The sequence below is a fragment of the Nocardia sp. BMG111209 genome, assembly GCF_000381925.1.
GTDB lineage: Bacteria > Actinomycetota > Actinomycetes > Mycobacteriales > Mycobacteriaceae > Nocardia.
Window position 1 is genome coordinate 517,815 of the sequence record NZ_KB907307.1, and the last position, 16,264, is coordinate 534,078.

The window sequence follows — 16,264 nt, forward strand, 5'->3', positions numbered from 1 at the left end:
GTTCCGCGGTCCTGTTGCTCGCCGCCGTCGAGGCCCGGAGGACCTCCGGGCCTCGACGCTGTTCCGGTCACCTCGGCCGAGCGCTCCGGCTCACCGATTCCAGCTGTGCAGCACGGTTTCTCGTTCCCCGGCCGACATGATCTCGACGTCCTCGGCGAGCGTGTCCGGGTCGGCCAGGCCCGCGGTGAGGGCGGCGGTGTAGTGGTCGGCCAGGCGGTGCATGCGGTCGGCGTCGAAGAGTTCGGTGGAGTATTCGAGGGTCAGTTCCAGGTGGTCGCCGGTGTCGGAGGCGTTGATCAGGATGTCGAAACGGGCGAAGTCGTCCTCGGATTCGATCGCCGAGGCGGTGACGCCGCCGAAATACAGGTCGCCTGCCTGAGTTTCGGCGGGCTGGAGGGTGAAACTGATCTGGAACAACGGGTTTCGGCCGTCGACGCGTTCCGGTTGCAGGGCGTCCACGACCATGCCGAAGGGGACGTCCTGGTGATCCGCGCCGTCGAGGACCACGCGGTGGCAGCGCTGGATCACCTCGGCGAAGGTCGGGTCCGCGCTCAGATCGGTGCGCAGGACCAGGGTGTTGGTGAAGTAGCCGACCACCGGTTCGATCGCCGGTTGGGTGCGGCCGGAGAAGATCGAGCCGACGGCCAGGTCGTCCTGGCCGGTGTAGCGCTGCAACACGATCAGCAGCGGGGCCTGGAGGACCGCGAGGAACGAGACCCGGTGCTGCCGTGCGTAGGCGCGGGCCGCCGTGACCAGGTCGTCGGGGAGGGGATGGTCGAAGGCGGCGCCGGCGCCGGTCGGCTGGGCCGGTCTCGGCCGGTCCGTGGGGAATTCGACGGTCGGCAGGTCGGCGAGCGCCTGCCGCCAGTAGTCGAGCTGGCGGTCCATTTCGGCCGAACCGAGCCGATCGCGTTGCCAGACAGCGTGATCGGCAGGTTGAACCGGCACCGGAGGTAGTTCCGTACCGGCGTACAGGGCGGTGAGTTCGTCGGCGAGGATCGCCGCCGACCAGCCGTCGGCGATGATGTGGTGCACCACCAGGACCAGGGCGAACTCGTCGGGTGCCGTCCGGGCCAGGGTGACGCGGAACAGGGGTCCGGCGCCGAGGTCGAACGGCCGATACGATTCGCGTTTGGCCCAGTCCACGACCCGGTCGGGGGTCAGCTCGGTGATCGGCAGCGCGAAATCCTCGGGTGCCGGGTCGACCACCTGGCGGGGGAGGCCGTCGTGGTCGACGAATCGGGTGCGCAGCGCCTCGTGCCGCCGGAGCAGGCCGAAGACGGCCCGGCCGAGCGCGGCGACGTCGAGCGAGCCGTGCAGCCGCATGGAATACGCGAGATGGTAGGTCGGCGCGGTCGGGTCGAGGCGGTGCAGGAACCACAGGCTCTCCTGCTGATAGGTGCAGGGCAGCCGGTCGCGGCCGATGACCGGTTCGATGGGAGCGCGGCCGGGTGCGGCCTCGGCACCGTCGAGCCGGTCCGCGATCTCGCCGAGGGTGGGACCGGTGAACAGGTGCACCAGATCCAGTTCGACGTGCAGGTGTTCGCGGATGCGGGCGATCAGCTGGGTGCCGTGCAGGGAATTGGCGCCGAGATCGAAGAAGTTGTCCGCCGCCCCGACCCGGTCCACGCCGAGCAGATCCTGCCACTGGGTGGCGAGCCAGCTCTCGGTGGCCGTCCGTGGCTCGAGGTAGGTTTCGGTGCGCCGAGCGGGGTCCGGGAGCGCGGCGAGGTCCAGCTTCCCGTTGTGGGTCAGCGGGATCTCCGGCACCGCCACGAACGCGGTCGGAATCATGTAGCCGGGCAGTTTCGCGCCGAGATATTCGCGCACGTCCCGGGGGTCGGCGCCACCGACGACGTACGCGGTCAGGGAGTCGTCGCGCAGCAGCACCACACCCTGGCGGACCCCGGGATGGGTGTTCAGCTGGTACTCGATCTCGCCGAGTTCGATGCGCAGGCCGCGGAGCTGGACCTGCCGATCGATGCGGCCGAGGAATTCCAGCACGCCGTCGGCGCGCCACCGGGTGAGGTCGCCGGTGGCGTACATCCGGCGGCCGGGCCGGTCGCCGAAGCGGTCCGGCAGGAATCGTGCCGCGGTGAGGGCCGGCCGGTTCAGGTAGCCGAGCGCCACGCCGGAGCCCGCGATGTAGAGCTGTCCCGGTACCCCGACCGGTACCGGTTCCAGTCGCTCGTCCAGGACGTAGGCGTCGTGACCGGGCATCGCCGTGCCGATCGGCAGTGGGCCGCCGGGCAGATCACCGACACAGGGATAGTCGGTGCAGACGACGGTGGTCTCGGTCGGGCCGTACGAATTGTGCACCGCCAGTCCGGGCCGGATCCACCGTGCGGCGAGTTCGGTGGGCAGGGTGGCCCCGGCCGAGAACACCGCGCGCAGTGCGGAATTCGTGAACCGGTGCGGGTCGAGCAGGGCCAGGATCGCCGGCGGGATGTAGGCGACGGTGACCCGTTCGGCGAGCAGCAGCGCGGTCAGCGCGGCCGGATCGTTGACCACCCCGGCGGGTGCGCCGATGATGGTCGCGCCGGCCGACAGGGTGACGAAGCAGTCGAAGACGGACATGTCGAACGCCGGATTCGCGATCTGCGGAATCCGGTCGGCCGCGGTGATGCGCAACTGGCCGACGGCGTTGTGGCAGTAGCCGGATGCCGCGCGGTGCGAGATCAGCACGCCCTTCGGTGTCCCGGTCGAGCCCGAGGTGTAGACCAGGTACGCGCCGGCGTCGACCGGCACCTCGAGCTCCGGCGGAGTGTCCGGATATCCGGTGAGGTCGAGGTCGTCCAGCTGCCACACCGGGGCCGGTCCGGCGGCCGCGCGAGCCGTGCCGGTGTGCTCGGCGGCGGTCAGCACCACCGGGGCCGCGACGTCGGCGATCTGAAAGGCCAAGCGCGACACCGGATGCCGGGCATCCAGTGGCATCCAGGTCGCACCGGCCTTCAGGATCGCGAGTTCGGCGACGATCAGTTGCGGTCCGCGGTCGAGCAGGACGGCCACCACATCGCCGAGGTCGACGCCGTGCGCGCGCAGCGCGTGCGCGAGCCGGTCGGACCGCTGTGCCAGCTCACCGTAGGTCAGCGTGTCGCCGCGGAATCGCATCGCGACGCTGTCGGGGTGGCCGGCCACGATCCGGTGCAGCGGGCCCGCCGGATGCCCGGCGGACCGCGGATTCCATTGCCGCAGAACCTGTTCGCGCTCGGCGGCGGACAGGATGTCCAGATCGCCGACGGTGGTTTCCGGTGCGGCGAGGCCGCGGGCGAGGGCGGCGGCGTAGTGGTCGAGGAAGCGGTGCATCCGGTCGGCGTCGAACAGTTCGGTGGAATATTCCATCGACAGCTGCGCCCCGTCGCGGGTCTCGGCGACGTCGATCACGAGGTCGAAGCGGGCGAAGTCGCCGGTCAGGTCGATCGGCTCGGCGGTCACCGCGCCGAGGTCGAGTTCGGCGCGGACATCGGCCGGTTGCAGGGTGAGGCTGATCTGGAACAGCGGATTGCGGCCCGTGACCCGCTCGGGCTGCACGGCGTCCACGATCACCCCGAACGGCACGTCCTGGTGGTCGGTGGCGTTCAGTACGGTGTCGTGACAGCGCCGCACGAGTTCCGCGAAGGCCGGGTCGCCGCCGAGGTCGGTGCGCAGCACCAGGGTGTTGGAGAACAGGCCGACCGTCGGTTCGATCTCGGGCCGGGTGCGGCCGGAGAAGATGGATCCGATCGCCAGATCGGTGCTGCCGGTGTAGCGATGCAGCACCGTCAGCAGTGCGGCCTGCAGCACCGCCAGCAACGAGACCCGCTGCCGGCGCGCGTAATTCGTCGCCGCGGCGAACACTTCGGGGGTGAGCGGACGGGCCAGGCCCGCGCCGGCGCCGGTCGGCGCGGCGGGCCGGGGCCGGTCCGCCGGGAAGTCGACCGTGATCGGGTCGGCGAGCGTGCGGCGCCAGTAGTCGATCTGACGATCGAATTCGCCGCGGTCCAGATGTTCGCGTTGCCACACCGCGTGATCGGCCGGCTGGATCGGCGGCGGCGCCGGCGACTCGCCGCGGTACAGCGCGGTGAGTTCGTCGCCGAGCAGGGCCGCCGACCAGCCGTCGGCGACGATGTGATGGACGACGAGCACCAGCGCGTGATCCGCGGACCCCAGCCGGGCCAGGACCGCGCGGAACAACGGCCCGGTGGCGAGGTCGAACGGCGCGGCGATCACGTCGGTGGCCCATCGTCGCAGCTCGGCGGGGGACAGCTCGATGACGGGCAGGCCGGTCGCCGGCGGCGGCGGGTCGACGACTTGCCGGGGTACGCCGTCGATGTCGAGGAATCGGGTGCGCAGCGCCTCGTGCCGCGCGATCAGCGTGTGGATGGCGTGGCCGAGCGCGGTGACGTCCAGCGGCCCGCGCAGGCGCAGCGCGAAGGGAATGTGGTAGACGGGCGAGCGCGGATCCATCCGGTGCAGGACCCACAGCCCCTCCTGCGTGGGGGTGCACGGCAGCGGGGAGCCGTCGCGTGGCCGAGCGTGGATGGCGGTCTGCCGGGATCCGGTCGCGGAGTCGGTGATCCGCGTCGCCAGGTGCGCCAGTGTCCGGCTGTTGAAGAGGTGGCGCAGGTCCAGTTCGAGCTGTAACTGCTCGCGGACGCGCGCGATGAGCTGCGTGCCGTGCAGGGAGTTGCCGCCGAGATCGAAGAAGTTGTCGTGGATGCCGACCCGGGCCGCGCCGAGCAGCTGCTGCCACTGCGCGGCGAGCCATTGCTCGGTGTCGGTGCGTGGCGCGACGTAGCCACCGGTCCGCGCGGCGGGAACCGGCAGGGCCGCGGTGTCGAGCTTCCCGTTGGCGGTGACCGGGAGGGCCGGCAGCGCGGTGAACGCGACGGGAATCATGTAGACCGGCAGCCGCCGGGCGAGGTGCTCGCGCAGCTCGTCCGGATCGGTGTCGCCGCCGACGTAGTAGGCCACCAGGTTGTCGTCGCGGACCAGCACCGCGCAGTGTGCCACCGCGGGGTGGCCGCCGAGCACGTACTCGATCTCACCGAGTTCGATGCGCTGGCCGCGCAGTTTGACCTGACGATCGGCGCGGCCGAGATATTCGATCACCCCGTCGGCCCGCCACCGGGTGAGGTCGCCGCTGGCGTACATCCGCCGGCCCGGAACGCCGGCGTACGGATCGGGCAGGAAGCGCTCCGCGGTGAGGCGGGTGCGGTCGAGATATCCGGTGGCCACCGGGCCGCCGATGTACAGCTGGCCCGGAACGCCGACGGGCACCGGCGCCAGGCGGTCGTCCAGGATATAGGTCCGCATGCCGGTGATCGGCGGGCCGATCGGCACGGTGGCCGCGCCGGGCGGGCACTGCCACGCGGTGACGTCGATCGAGGCCTCGGTGGGGCCGTAGAGATTGTGCAGTTCGACGGCCGGCAGCAGGGTCGAGAAGTGGTCCGCGACCATCGGCGGCAGCGCCTCGCCGCTGGCGAAAACCACGCGCAGGCACTGTAATTCGGCGGGATCGAGGCCGTCGTCGAGTGCGTCCAGGAATACCCGCAGCATCGAGGGCACGAAGTGCGCGACGGTGACCCCGGCCGTCGCGATCAGGCGGTGCAGATAGCCGGGGTCGCGATGACCGCCGGGTTCGGCGACCACCAGGGTGGCGCCGGTTGCCAAGGGCCAGAAGAACTCCCACACCGATACGTCGAAAGAGTACGGGGTCTTCTGCAGGACCCGGTCGGCCGCGCCGAGGCCGAACGTGTCCTGCATCCACACCAGCTGTTTGTGCACGCCGCGATGCGGTACCACGACCCCCTTGGGGATCCCGGTCGAACCCGATGTGTACAGCACGTAGACGGGACCGTCCAATGGCACGTCGACGGCCGGCGCCGCGGCGGATTCGGTTGCCAGCGAAGCGCGTTCGCGATCCAGTTCGATCGTCGGCGCGGTGATCGCGGCGGCGAATCGACGGTGGGTCACCACGATCGGCGGCTCGGCGTTCGCCAGCATGAACGCCAGCCGATCCGGCGGCAGGTCCGGTTCCAGCGGCAGGTAGGCGCCGCCGGCCTTCAGCGCGGCCAGCAGCGTGACGACCATGTCGGCGCCGCGCTCCAGGCATACGCCGACGGGCTCGCCGGCACCGATCCCGTGCCGGCGCAATCGGTGTGCGAGCCGGTTCGCCGCGCTGTCCAGGTCGCGATAGGTCCAGGTCGTGCCGTCGTGATCGAGGACCGCGGTCGCGTCCGGGGTGCGCGCGGCGGCCGCGGCCACGAGGTGGTGGATCGGTTGCGCGGGCCGCGGGTCGTCGGTGTCGTTGAAGGTCCGCAGCACCTGCTCCCGCTCGGCGGCCGGCAGGATGTCCAGATCCGCGACGGCCGTCCCGGGGGCGGCCAGGCCGCGGGACAGGGCGGCGGTGTAGTGGTCGAGCAGCCGTTCGATGCGGTCGGCGTCGAACAGTTCGGTCGAGTACTCGACGGACAACTCGAGCCGGTCCCCGGCGTCGGCGACGTTGACGAGGATGTCGAATCGCGCGTAGTCGTCGGCGATCTCGATCGGCGTCGCGCGGACCGCGCCGAGCGCGAGTTCGGTGCCGGTGCTGCCCGGTTGCAGGGTCAGGCTGATCTGGAACAGCGGATTGCGGCCGGTCACCCGCTCGGGCTGGACCGCGTCGACGATCACGCCGAACGGGATGTCCTGATGGGCCGACGCGTCCCGCACGGTGGCATGGCAGCGGCGGATCAGCTCCGCGAAGGTCGGGTCGCCGCCGAGGTCGGTGCGCAGCACGAGGGTGTTGGCGAAGAATCCCACGACGGATTCGAACTCGGGCCGGGTGCGGCCGGTGAAGATCGACCCGATCGTGAGATCCCGCTGGCCGGTGTAGTGGTGCAGCACGGTCAGCAACCCCGCCTGCAGGACCGCGAGGAAGGACACCTTGCCGGTGCGCGCGTAGGCGCGGGCCGCGGCGGTCGCCTCGGCGGACAGCAGCCGTGCGGTCGCCGCGCCGGCGCCGGTGGGCTCGGCCGGCCGGGGCCGGTCGGCGGGGAAGTCGACGGTCGGCAGGTTCGCCAGCGCCGCTCGCCAGTAGCCGGTCTGCCGGTCGAGTTCGGCCTCGTCGAGCCGATCATGTTGCCGGACAGCGTGATCGGCGGGTTGCAGGGCCGGCGGCGGCAGCTGCGCGCCGCCGTACAACAGGGGGAGTTCCCCGGCGAGGATCGCGGCCGACCAGCCGTCGGCGACGATGTGGTGCACCACCAGGACCAGCGCGTGGTCGTCCTCGGCGAGCCGGGCCAGCGCGGCCCGGAACAGCGGCCCGGTGGCCAGGTCGAAGGGCCGGTGCGCGGCGGCGGCGACCCACGACCCGAGCCCGGCCGGCTCCACCGCGTGCACCGGCAGCGCGAAATCGGCCGGCGCCGGATCGATGATCTGCCGGGGCCGGCCGTCGTGCTCGACGAATCGGGTGCGCAGCGCCTCGTGCCGGATCACCAGGGCGAGCAGGGCTCGTTCCAGATCCGGCCGGGCCAGCGGGCCGCGCAGCCGCAGCGCGAACGGGACGTGGTACACCGTCGACGCCGGGTCGAGCCGGTGCAGGAACCACAGGCCCTCCTGCTGACGGGTGCAGGGCAGTTCGCCGTCGCGCGCGACGGGAACCGGATCATCGGCCGTCGCGACCGGCCGTGAATTCGACTCACCGGCCGCCGGGACAGGCCCGGAGTTCGATTCGTCGCGGCGTTCGCGTGCGGCACGCTTCGCGGCCAGGCGGCGTTCCAGTTCGGCGATCTCGTCGTCGAGTTCATCGAGTTCGCCGGTCTCGGCCGCCTCGGCCGGGGCCAGCGCCGCGGCCAGTTCGCGCACGCTGGGATATTCGGCGAGCAGGCCGATGCTCGCCCCCTCGATGCGGCCGACCACCCGCACGGCCGCGAAGGAATCGCCGCCGAGATCGAAGAAACCCACCGTGACGTCGATGTCGGGAATCCCGAGGATCTCCGCGAACACCGCCGCGATCGCGGCCTCCGCGGGGGTGGCCGGTGGGGTGAGCACGGCCGGAATCTCCCGCGCCACCGGAACTTCCGGCGTCGCGGCCCGCTCCGGCCGGGGACCGGCGGCCGCCACGACGGTCTCGACGAGGTCGGCCTCGACGATCGCCGCGAGCGCGCGGTGCAGGCGCGCCAGGATGTCGTCCGCGAAGCCGGGTTCGAAGCGGCCCCGATGGATCAGCAACTGCATCTCCGACACCGGCTGCGGCGCCACGGTCAGCGTCAGCGGCACGTCGATCTTGTCGTAGAGGGTGTCGACCTGGAAGGACAGCGGCGACGGCGGCGCCTGCGGGCCGCCGTCGGTGACGCCATCGATGACCAGCGAATAGTTCTCCAGCACCAGCAGACTGTCGAACAGCGGCTGGCCCGGCGCGCCGGCCCACTTCTTGATATCGGCCAGCGGGGTGTACTCGTAGCGGCGCATCGCGGCATACGTGCGTTGCAGTTCGTGCAACCATGCGCCGAGTGCGCCCTCGGCCGGTACGGTCACGCGCATCGGCAGCGTGTTGGCGAACAGGCCGACCATCCGGTCGACCTGCGGCAACTCCGCCGGCCGGCCGGACGTGGCGCAGCCGAAGACGATCTCGGCCCGGCCGGTGTAGACCTGCAGCACCACCGACCACACCGCGTGGACGACGGTGTTGACCGTGACCCGGTGCCGCGCGGCGGCCTGCCGCAGCCCCTCGGTCAGCTCCGGCGGCAGCGCGACGATCCGCCGCTCGACCGCGCCGGTGCCGTTCGTCGGATCGGCCGGTCCGGCGCCGGTCACCCGGCTGGGCCGGACGTCGGCCAGCGCCGTGGTCCAGAACGCCTGTGCGCGAACCGGATCCTGACGCTGCAACCACGCGATGTAGTCCCGGTAGGCCGGCACCGGCGGTGGCGGCGGGGTGCCGAGGGTCTCGCTGCGGTACCGGGCCATCACCTCGTCGAGGAAGTTCGGGATCGACCAGCCGTCGAGCAGCACGTGATGGTAGGTCCACATCAACGCGTGCCGATCGTCGCCGAGCCGGATCACCTGCAACCGTTGCAGCGGAGCCACTTCCGGGTCGATACCCGCCGCGCGATCCTCGGTCTGCAAGTGCACCAGGCGTTCCCGTTGCCGGTCGTCCCCGTCCGCGGACCAATCATGGTGCCGCACCGGCAGTTCCACGTCCCGGTGCACGACCTGCAACGGCTTGTCCAGACCCTGCCAGTGGAACGACGTGCGCAGCACCGGATGCGCGGTCAGCACCGACTGCCAGCCGCGGACCAGCGCCGCGGTGTCCAGCGGCCCGTCGATCGCGTACGTGTGCTGGCTGAGGTACATGTCGGCGGCGCCGTCGTACATGCTGTGCAGGAGCATGCCCTGCTGCAGCGGTGAGAGCTCGTAGATGTCCTCGACGTCGCCGTTGTTCACCGGTAGTCCCTTCGCTGATCAGAGAAGTTCGCGCACGATGGTCCAGATGACCTGGGCCTCGGCGTCGGCGTCCAGGTAATGGCCGCACTGCAGGCGGTGCAGCGCGAAACCGGCGGTGGTCTCGGCGCTCCAGCGGGCCATGAGTTCGGGGGTGCCGACCGGGTCGTCGACGCCGGCGAAGCCGACGATCGGCAGATCCAGCGGCCGGTCCGGACGGAAGTCGTCGGTGCTGATCACCGTGAGGTCGGCGCGCAGCGGCGGCAGCAGGGCCCGCAACAGGTCCGGCTGGTCCAGCACCTCCGGCGGGGTGCCGCCCATATCACGCAGATAGCCCGTCAGGCCGTCGGCCCGGTCCTCCCACGGCCAGTTGCCGCGATCGGTGTCCGGCGCGGGATCACACGCCACGAACAGCCGTCGCGGCGGCGGCAGTCCGCGCTCGCACAGCTCGTACGCCACCGCGCGGGCCACCCGCGCACCCATGCTGATGCCGAACAACGCGTACGGCCGGTCCAGCGCCGGTTCGACCACCTCGGCGAATTCGTCGACCAGCAGCGTCATCCGGTCGATGACGGGTTCCGCGAAGCGATCGGCGCGGCCCGGCAGCTGCACCGCGATCGGCTCGACGTCCGGCGGCAGCAGCCGCGGCCACGTCCGGTACTGCGCGGCGGTGCCGCCGGCGTGATGCCAGCAGAACAATCGGACCCGCGCTCGGTCGTCGGTGCGACCGAATCGCTTGAACCAGCGGCGATCCAGGTCCCGCGCATTCCCGTTCATCGACACCCCCGTTTACGCACCGGCTGTGCCTGACGGTATCGACAGACCGATTCGTGAGGTTGTCACAGGAATCGAGGACAGTCGGCGATGAAGTCGATCGCGACCTGTACCAGCGCGTCGTCCGCCCGGAACAGCGCGATGTGGTCGCCGTGCGGCTCCACCCGCAGTCGCGCGTTCGGCAGGCCCGCGGCCACCCGCCGGGAGCCCTCCGGCGCCGCGGTCACGTCGTCGCGGCTGGTGACCACCAGCACCGGCTGCTTCACCCGATCCAGGTAGCGCTCGACGTCGGCGCCGGTGAGACCGGTGTTGACCCGGCAATATCGGTAGAACAGTTCGGGATTCGCGAACGGGTACAGCACCAGGTGCGCGAGTTCGCGGGGCGTGCCGTTGAGCGCCGTCCGGTAGAACATGGACTGGATGGCGGCGGCGGTCGCACGGCCGGACGCCGCCATGGTCATCAGCTCGATCAGGTCGTGCTGATGTTTGGTCGTCGGACAGTTCTCGGCGAATCCGTAGGCGCCGTGCCACAGGCTCAGCGACGCGATCCGTTCGGGCCGGGCCGCGGCGGCGGCCAGCGCGATCACCGCGCCGCCGCACTGCGCGACCACGTGCGCGCCGGCGAGGCCCGCGTGGTCCAGCACGGTGAACAGGTCGGCGGCCTGTGCGTCGATGTCGACGGCGAAATCGCCGTCGTGGCCGGACGCGTCGAACAGTCCCCGGCTCTCCCAGGTCACCACCTGGCGGTCGCGGGCGAGCAGGCGCAGCCACGATTCGATCAGCGCGGCCGGCATACCGCAGGCCGGAATCAGTACGACGGGTTCGTGTTCGCTCGCGGTCCCGGCGCGGTACACGTTCAGCGGCACCCCGTCGGCGGCGGCGATGGTCCGTTTGGCATACCTCGCGTCGAAACCCGCCGCCACCGACGCGGCCGCCACCCGGTCCACGTCGGTGGGTCGCAGCCGCGAGACCGCTTCCGGCCCAACAAGTTCCGCGGCGATCCCGGCCAATCCGAGGCGATCGCTGATCACCTGTTCGAAGGCGCCGAACCTGCCGGTGTCCGCGTCCGGCACCAGTGTGAGACCGGCGACCCCGGCATGCCGGGCCACCGTCGCCAGCAGGTCGGCCAGTACGGCCCGCGTCCCGTCGCCGGATTCGGCCGCCGTCACCCGGATCGGCCCGGCCAGCTCCGCGGCCAGCGGTTTCACCGCGAGCACGGCCGCGGTGAGCCGCGCGACGGCGCGGTCCGCGGCGCGCGTCACGGTCGGTCGCGCTGCCGGATCGGGAACTCGTGACCCTTGGTGGTGTGGGTGACCTTGCGGTTGTGGGTGTAGCTGTCGGTTCCGGCCACCAGCACGGTGCCGTAGTCCCGCAGGCTCACCCGGCCGCCGTACTCGTCCACGTCGTCGGTGTCCGGGTAGACCTCCACGGCGGTCGGCACGTACCGGCCGGCGAAGCCCAGCCGCATCGGCTTGTCCGCCGCGCTGTGCGGCTTGGACGAATGCATCATGGTGGACCAGAACATGACCGCCTCGCCGGGCTGCATCACCATGGAGATGGCCCGCTCGATCGGCGGCCGCCAGTCCGGATCCTTCTGCAACTCCCGGTAGTCGTATCCGTAGAAGCCGCGGTTGATGCCGTCCTTGTTCTGCTGGTTGATCGTGTCCGGCTGGTAGTGCATCTCCTTGGACTCGTCGTAGTACATCGTCCGCTGGGTGCCGGGGATGAACTGCAGGCAGCCGGTGTCCTCGGCGGCCTCGGTGAACGCGGTCCAGACCGTGAGGGTGCCGCCGAACTCCTTCTCCGCGGCGGGCCAGAGGATCTGCGGTTTGCCCGACGCGAACGCGAAGGTGTCGGCCTGATGCCAGTCGGTGCCCTCGTCGCCGGGGTACTTCGGGAAGAACTCCGAACGCCAGCACAACACGTTGGGACCGAGTACGGCGGTCAGCCGGTCCACGATCTGCGGCCGGCAGATGTGGTCGGCGAGGAACGTCGAATCCAGGTGGCGGTCGTAGTTCGCGATATTGGTGTTGCCGGCCTGCGCGTCACCCTCGTCGTAGACGGCGGCGCTGCGGTCCATCAGGCGCAGCCGTTCGCGCCGCCACAGCCGGCGCATCTCGTCGGGCTCGTACACCTGGAACGGGCCGAGGTAACCCTGTTCGTGGAAGTGGGCCACCTCCTGCGGACTCGGGGTGAAGCTCTCCTGGGTTGCGTGTGCCATCGTCGGTTCTCCACTCTGTGTGCGGAAAGCTGTTCGGGGATCGGTCATTGCGGATTCGCGTCGGCGAGCAGCCGCAGCACCAGTGCCGTCAGCGTGTCGACGGACGCCTCGTCCAGTTCCTCGACATCGACTGTGACGCCGTAGTTCTCGTTGATCTGCGCCACGACCCGGATGAACGCGAGCGAGGTCACGCCCTGGTCGAACATGTCGACCACCGGGTCCACATCGTCACGTTCCGTGACGGTCCGCACTGTTTCACCGATCCACTGCCGCACGTCCGAGGCGTTCTGCGCCGGCGTGGTCGTCCTCCCCAAGGGCATCGTGATTCACCTTTCCCTGTGGCGTCATCGGAATCTCCGAGACGACTTCGTAATAGGACGGCCGGAGATGCCGGGGCAGCGCCGCACGCGCGTGTTGCCTTGCGGCGGTGACCAATTCAGCATCGGCGGGCCGGTCGGATCCGGCCGGCAGCAGGTACGCGGCGAGCACGACGTCGCCGTCGCGGTTCGTCCGGGACGTGACGACCGCGCGCGCGATCGCGTCCACGCGGCACAGGCACGCCTCGATCTCGCCGGGTTCGATCCGGTAGCCGCGGATCTTCAGCTGTCCGTCGGCCCGGCCCAGATAGAGCAGTTCCCCGCGCTCGCGCTGTGCGCGATCGCCGGTGCGGTACAGGCGTTCCCCGTCCGCGGCGGCGACGAAGCGCTGCGCGGTCAGCGCGGGCCGGTTCAGGTAGCCGCGGGTCAAACCCGGTCCGGCGACGTACAACTCACCGGCCACCCCGTCCGGGACCGGCCGTAGCTCGTCGTCGAGGACGTGCACGCGCAGATCGGGGATCCCGGCGCCGATCGGGCTGCGGCCACCGGTCCGCAGGTCGGCCGCGGTGATCGGCCGATGGGTGCAGTGCACGGTGGTCTCGGTGATGCCGTACATGTTGACCAGCGTGGGCCGCCGATCGCCGTGCCGGTCCAGCCAGGGGGCGAGTACCCGGGGGTCCAGCCGTTCACCGCCGAAGATCACCAGCCGCAGGTCGGGTCCGAAGGGGTTGTCGCCGCGCTCGGCGGCCGGCAGTGCGGTGAGCAGCTGATGGAACGCCGACGGCGTCTGGTTCAGCACCGTCACCCGGTGTGCGCGCAGCAGCGATACCAGCAATTCCGGTGCGCGGGTGACGGTTTCGGGCAGCAGGACCAGGCGGCCGCCGAACAGCAGCGCACCCCAGATCTCCCAGACCGAGAAGTCGAAGCTGATGGAGTGGAACAGGGCCCAGGTGTCGTGCTCGCCGAACCGGAACCACGGCCGGGTCTGCTCGAACAGCCGCACCACGTTGCGGTGTTCGACCATGACCCCCTTGGGTTTTCCGGTCGACCCCGAGGTGTAGATCACGTAGGCCAGATCGCGGTCCGAGGACGGTCCGTCGGGTTCCGGCAACTGCGGGCCGTCGCCCGCGTCGTCGTCATCGATCCACACGATCGCGGGGTGCCGGCCCGTCAGGACCTCCGCGGTGTCCCGCGCGGCGACGACCAGCGGTGGCGCGCAGTCGGTCAGCAGGTAGCCGACGCGCTCGGCGGGGTAGGCGGGATCGATCGGCACGTAGCCCCCGCCGGCCGCGAGGATGCCCAGCATGCCGACGATCGCCTCCGGGCCGCGCCGCGCGCACAGTCCCACCGGCACGTCCGGCCCGACCCCGAGCCCGGTCAGCCGGCGGGCCAGCCGATCGGCGCGGGCCGCGAGTTCCGCGTAGCTGATCGACTCCTGCCGCGTCGACAGGGCGATCCGCTCCGGATGCAGCCGGACCCGCTCCCGGAAGATGGTGTGCAGATTGCTGCCGCGGAACACCACGGATTTCCCTTCACCGAGGGCCGACGCTACGTCCACTCACGCTAGGGAGGCCGCGGTCCCGGACGCAGTCACATGAATCGGCGACCTCGGGTCAGTGACCTGCGGCGGATGCGGCCAGCCGGTCGGCGAGGTCGGTCAGCGCGGCCTCGTCCGCATTGCTGAGACTGACCCGGAGGGTGCCGCGGTCCTCCGGCAGGAAGGCCGTGCCGGGGATGAGCAGCGTGTCGTGGGTGAGCACGAGGTCGCGGACCACGTCCGCGGTGGGCCGCCGGCCGAAGGGATGCCGTATCCACCCGAAAAACCCACCGGCGGAGAGCATTTCGTAGCCGCCGGGCCGGTCGGCCAGGGCCGCGGTGAACCAGCGCCGCCGGTCGGCCATGTCGGCGGCCCGTGCGCGCCGCCACGCGCCGGCCGCGGTGAGACCGGCCAGCGCGGCCTCCTGGCCGATGCGCGGCGCGCAGATCGCCACGCAGTCCAGCAGTTTGGTGACCTCGCGGCCGAGTTCGGCCGACGCGATCACCGCGCCGACCCGATATCCGGGAATCGCCAGATCCTTGGAGAAGCTGTGCAGGCTGACGACGGTGCGCGGCCAGTCCGGATCGGCGAACAGCCGGTGCGGCGGCTCGTCGGTGTCGCGGAACGAGCGGTAGGTCTCGTCGAGGATCAACGCCACCCCGTGCCGGGCCGCCATCTCGGCCAGCGCCGCGATCCGCGCCGGCGGCACGGTGACCCCGGTCGGATTGCCCGGGGTCACCACGAGTACGGCCCGGGTACGCGCGGTGATCAGCGCGGCCGCCGCCGCCGGGTCGGGAATCAGATCGGGGCCCGGCTCCAGATAGACCGGCACGATGCCCGACATCCGTAACCACATGTCGTGGTTGAAGTAGTACGGCAGGACGACCACGATCTCGTCGCCGGGAGCGGCCAGCGCCGACGCGACCAGGCAGAACGCCTGGTTGCATCCGGCGGTCACGATCACCTGGCCCGGCCGCACCTCGCCCGCGTACGCCGCCGCGATCTCCGCGGCGAAAGCCTCACGCAGGCTGGGCAATCCGGCGATCTCGCAGTATTCTCCGCCGCGCGGGTGCCGGGCCGCGGCGACGACGGATTCCACCACCTCCGGGGCCGGGGGATACTGCGGCGCGGCCTGGGCCAGGTCCAGCAGCTCGCGGGTGCCCGCGCGCCGATCGAGCAGGTCGTAGGCGAGGCCGATCGGGGAGTCGACGGCGGCGACGGTCCGGGGGTTGAGAAGCATGCGGAACTCCGTGCTCGGATCAGGGTCGCAGCAGATCCTCCGGGGCGGCGATGCCGACCAGAGTCTGTGCCGCGGTGGCTAATTCGGTGTCGAAGGTGACGAGCGCATCGGCCTGCAACCGGGTCAGCGCGATATATTCGGCCCGGTAGGTGTCCGGCCAGCCGAACGACTCCGCGATCTTCCACGCGTTGTCCTGCATCGAGCGGTCGCCGAGCAGCCGGATGTTCAGGCCGCGGACGCCGTCGAGGATCTTCCGGGCCGCCTTCGGCTCGGTGTCGCCGCGGCGGACCGCGCCGTACACCAGCGCGAGCGCCTGTGATCGCAGCAGCGTGGGGGCGACCAGCCGATGGTGGGCCGGAATCGCCGCGCCGGTGGTGGCGAGGTGGACGGCTACCGGTGCGTCGACGACGAATCGGGTCATACCAGTACCTTCGCACGGACCGCGGCGATTTCCGATGTGCCACAACTGTCCTCGATTCACGTGACAGGGCCGGCGCGCGCGGGCTGGATACCGTTCCACCGAGGTGGTTATCGACTTCGGAGGTCGCTGTGAACCCGTTCGACAATCCCGACGGCATCTTCGTCGTGCTGGTCAACGACGAGGACCAGCACTCGCTGTGGCCGGTGAAGCTGGAGGTGCCGGCCGGTTGGCGGCAGGTCTTCGGCGCGGCGGGCCGGCAGGAGTGCCTCGACTACGTGGAGCAGAACTGGACGGACATCCGGCCGCTCAGCACCCGGCGGACGGTCCCGCAGAGCTGATCCCGGATCCGGCG

Annotated in this window: 9 protein-coding genes; 1 reads left to right on the forward strand and 8 read right to left on the reverse strand. The window is 70.9% G+C overall.

Features of this window, described 5'->3' with window-relative positions; all coding sequences use genetic code 11:
- Positions 1-90: 90 nt before the first annotated feature.
- From G361_RS0102140 to G361_RS0102170, 8 genes are all read right to left on the reverse strand, one after another.
- Positions 91-9,405 carry a non-ribosomal peptide synthetase gene (locus G361_RS0102140; RefSeq protein ID WP_019925401.1) on the reverse strand — a complete coding sequence of 3,105 codons (9,315 nt, stop codon included), beginning with the start codon at positions 9,403-9,405 and terminating at the stop codon, positions 91-93.
- A gap of 18 nt (positions 9,406-9,423) precedes the next feature.
- Positions 9,424-10,179: a thioesterase II family protein gene (locus G361_RS41905; RefSeq protein ID WP_052172713.1), complete on the reverse strand. Its 756-nt coding sequence runs from the start codon at positions 10,177-10,179 to the stop codon at positions 9,424-9,426.
- 62 nt (positions 10,180-10,241) lie between these two features.
- The gene (locus tag G361_RS41910) at positions 10,242-11,438 is read right to left on the reverse strand and encodes an alpha/beta fold hydrolase (RefSeq protein WP_019925403.1); all 1,197 of its coding nucleotides are present in this window, start codon (positions 11,436-11,438) and stop codon (positions 10,242-10,244) included.
- On the reverse strand, positions 11,435-12,397 hold the full coding sequence (locus tag G361_RS0102155; protein WP_019925404.1) for a chlorinating enzyme: 963 nt from the start codon (positions 12,395-12,397) through the stop codon (positions 11,435-11,437). The genes G361_RS41910 and G361_RS0102155 overlap by 4 nt, the downstream gene beginning before the upstream one ends.
- 44 nt (positions 12,398-12,441) lie before the next feature.
- Positions 12,442-12,648, reverse strand: coding sequence for an acyl carrier protein (locus G361_RS48985; RefSeq protein ID WP_019925405.1), 207 nt, complete (start codon positions 12,646-12,648; stop codon positions 12,442-12,444).
- A 4-nt stretch (positions 12,649-12,652) separates the two neighbouring features.
- Entirely contained in the window at positions 12,653-14,272 is a 1,620-nt protein-coding gene (locus G361_RS41915; protein ID WP_155981245.1) for an amino acid adenylation domain-containing protein, read from the reverse strand.
- A gap of 55 nt (positions 14,273-14,327) precedes the next feature.
- Positions 14,328-15,491 carry an aminotransferase gene (locus G361_RS0102165; RefSeq protein ID WP_019925407.1) on the reverse strand — a complete coding sequence of 388 codons (1,164 nt, stop codon included), beginning with the start codon at positions 15,489-15,491 and terminating at the stop codon, positions 14,328-14,330.
- 19 nt (positions 15,492-15,510) lie between these two features.
- Complete coding sequence (locus G361_RS0102170) at positions 15,511-15,912, reverse strand: type II toxin-antitoxin system VapC family toxin (RefSeq protein ID WP_019925408.1); 402 nt, start codon at positions 15,910-15,912, stop codon at positions 15,511-15,513.
- 128 nt (positions 15,913-16,040) lie between these two features.
- Here G361_RS0102170 and G361_RS0102175 point away from each other — a divergent pair, with 128 nt between their 5' ends.
- A complete protein-coding gene (locus G361_RS0102175) occupies positions 16,041-16,250 on the forward strand; it encodes an MbtH family protein (protein WP_019925409.1) in 210 nt (69 codons plus the stop codon).
- Positions 16,251-16,264: the final 14 nt, after the last annotated feature.

Coding starts and splice junctions, on each gene's coding strand:
- G361_RS0102165 (WP_019925407.1), bottom strand. CDS start 15,491: ATGCTTCTCAACCCCCGGACCGTCGCCGCCGTCGACTCCCCGATCGGC.
- G361_RS41905 (WP_052172713.1), bottom strand. CDS start 10,179: ATGAACGGGAATGCGCGGGACCTGGATCGCCGCTGGTTCAAGCGATTC.
- G361_RS0102155 (WP_019925404.1), bottom strand. CDS start 12,397: ATGGCACACGCAACCCAGGAGAGCTTCACCCCGAGTCCGCAGGAGGTG.
- G361_RS0102170 (WP_019925408.1), bottom strand. CDS start 15,912: ATGACCCGATTCGTCGTCGACGCACCGGTAGCCGTCCACCTCGCCACC.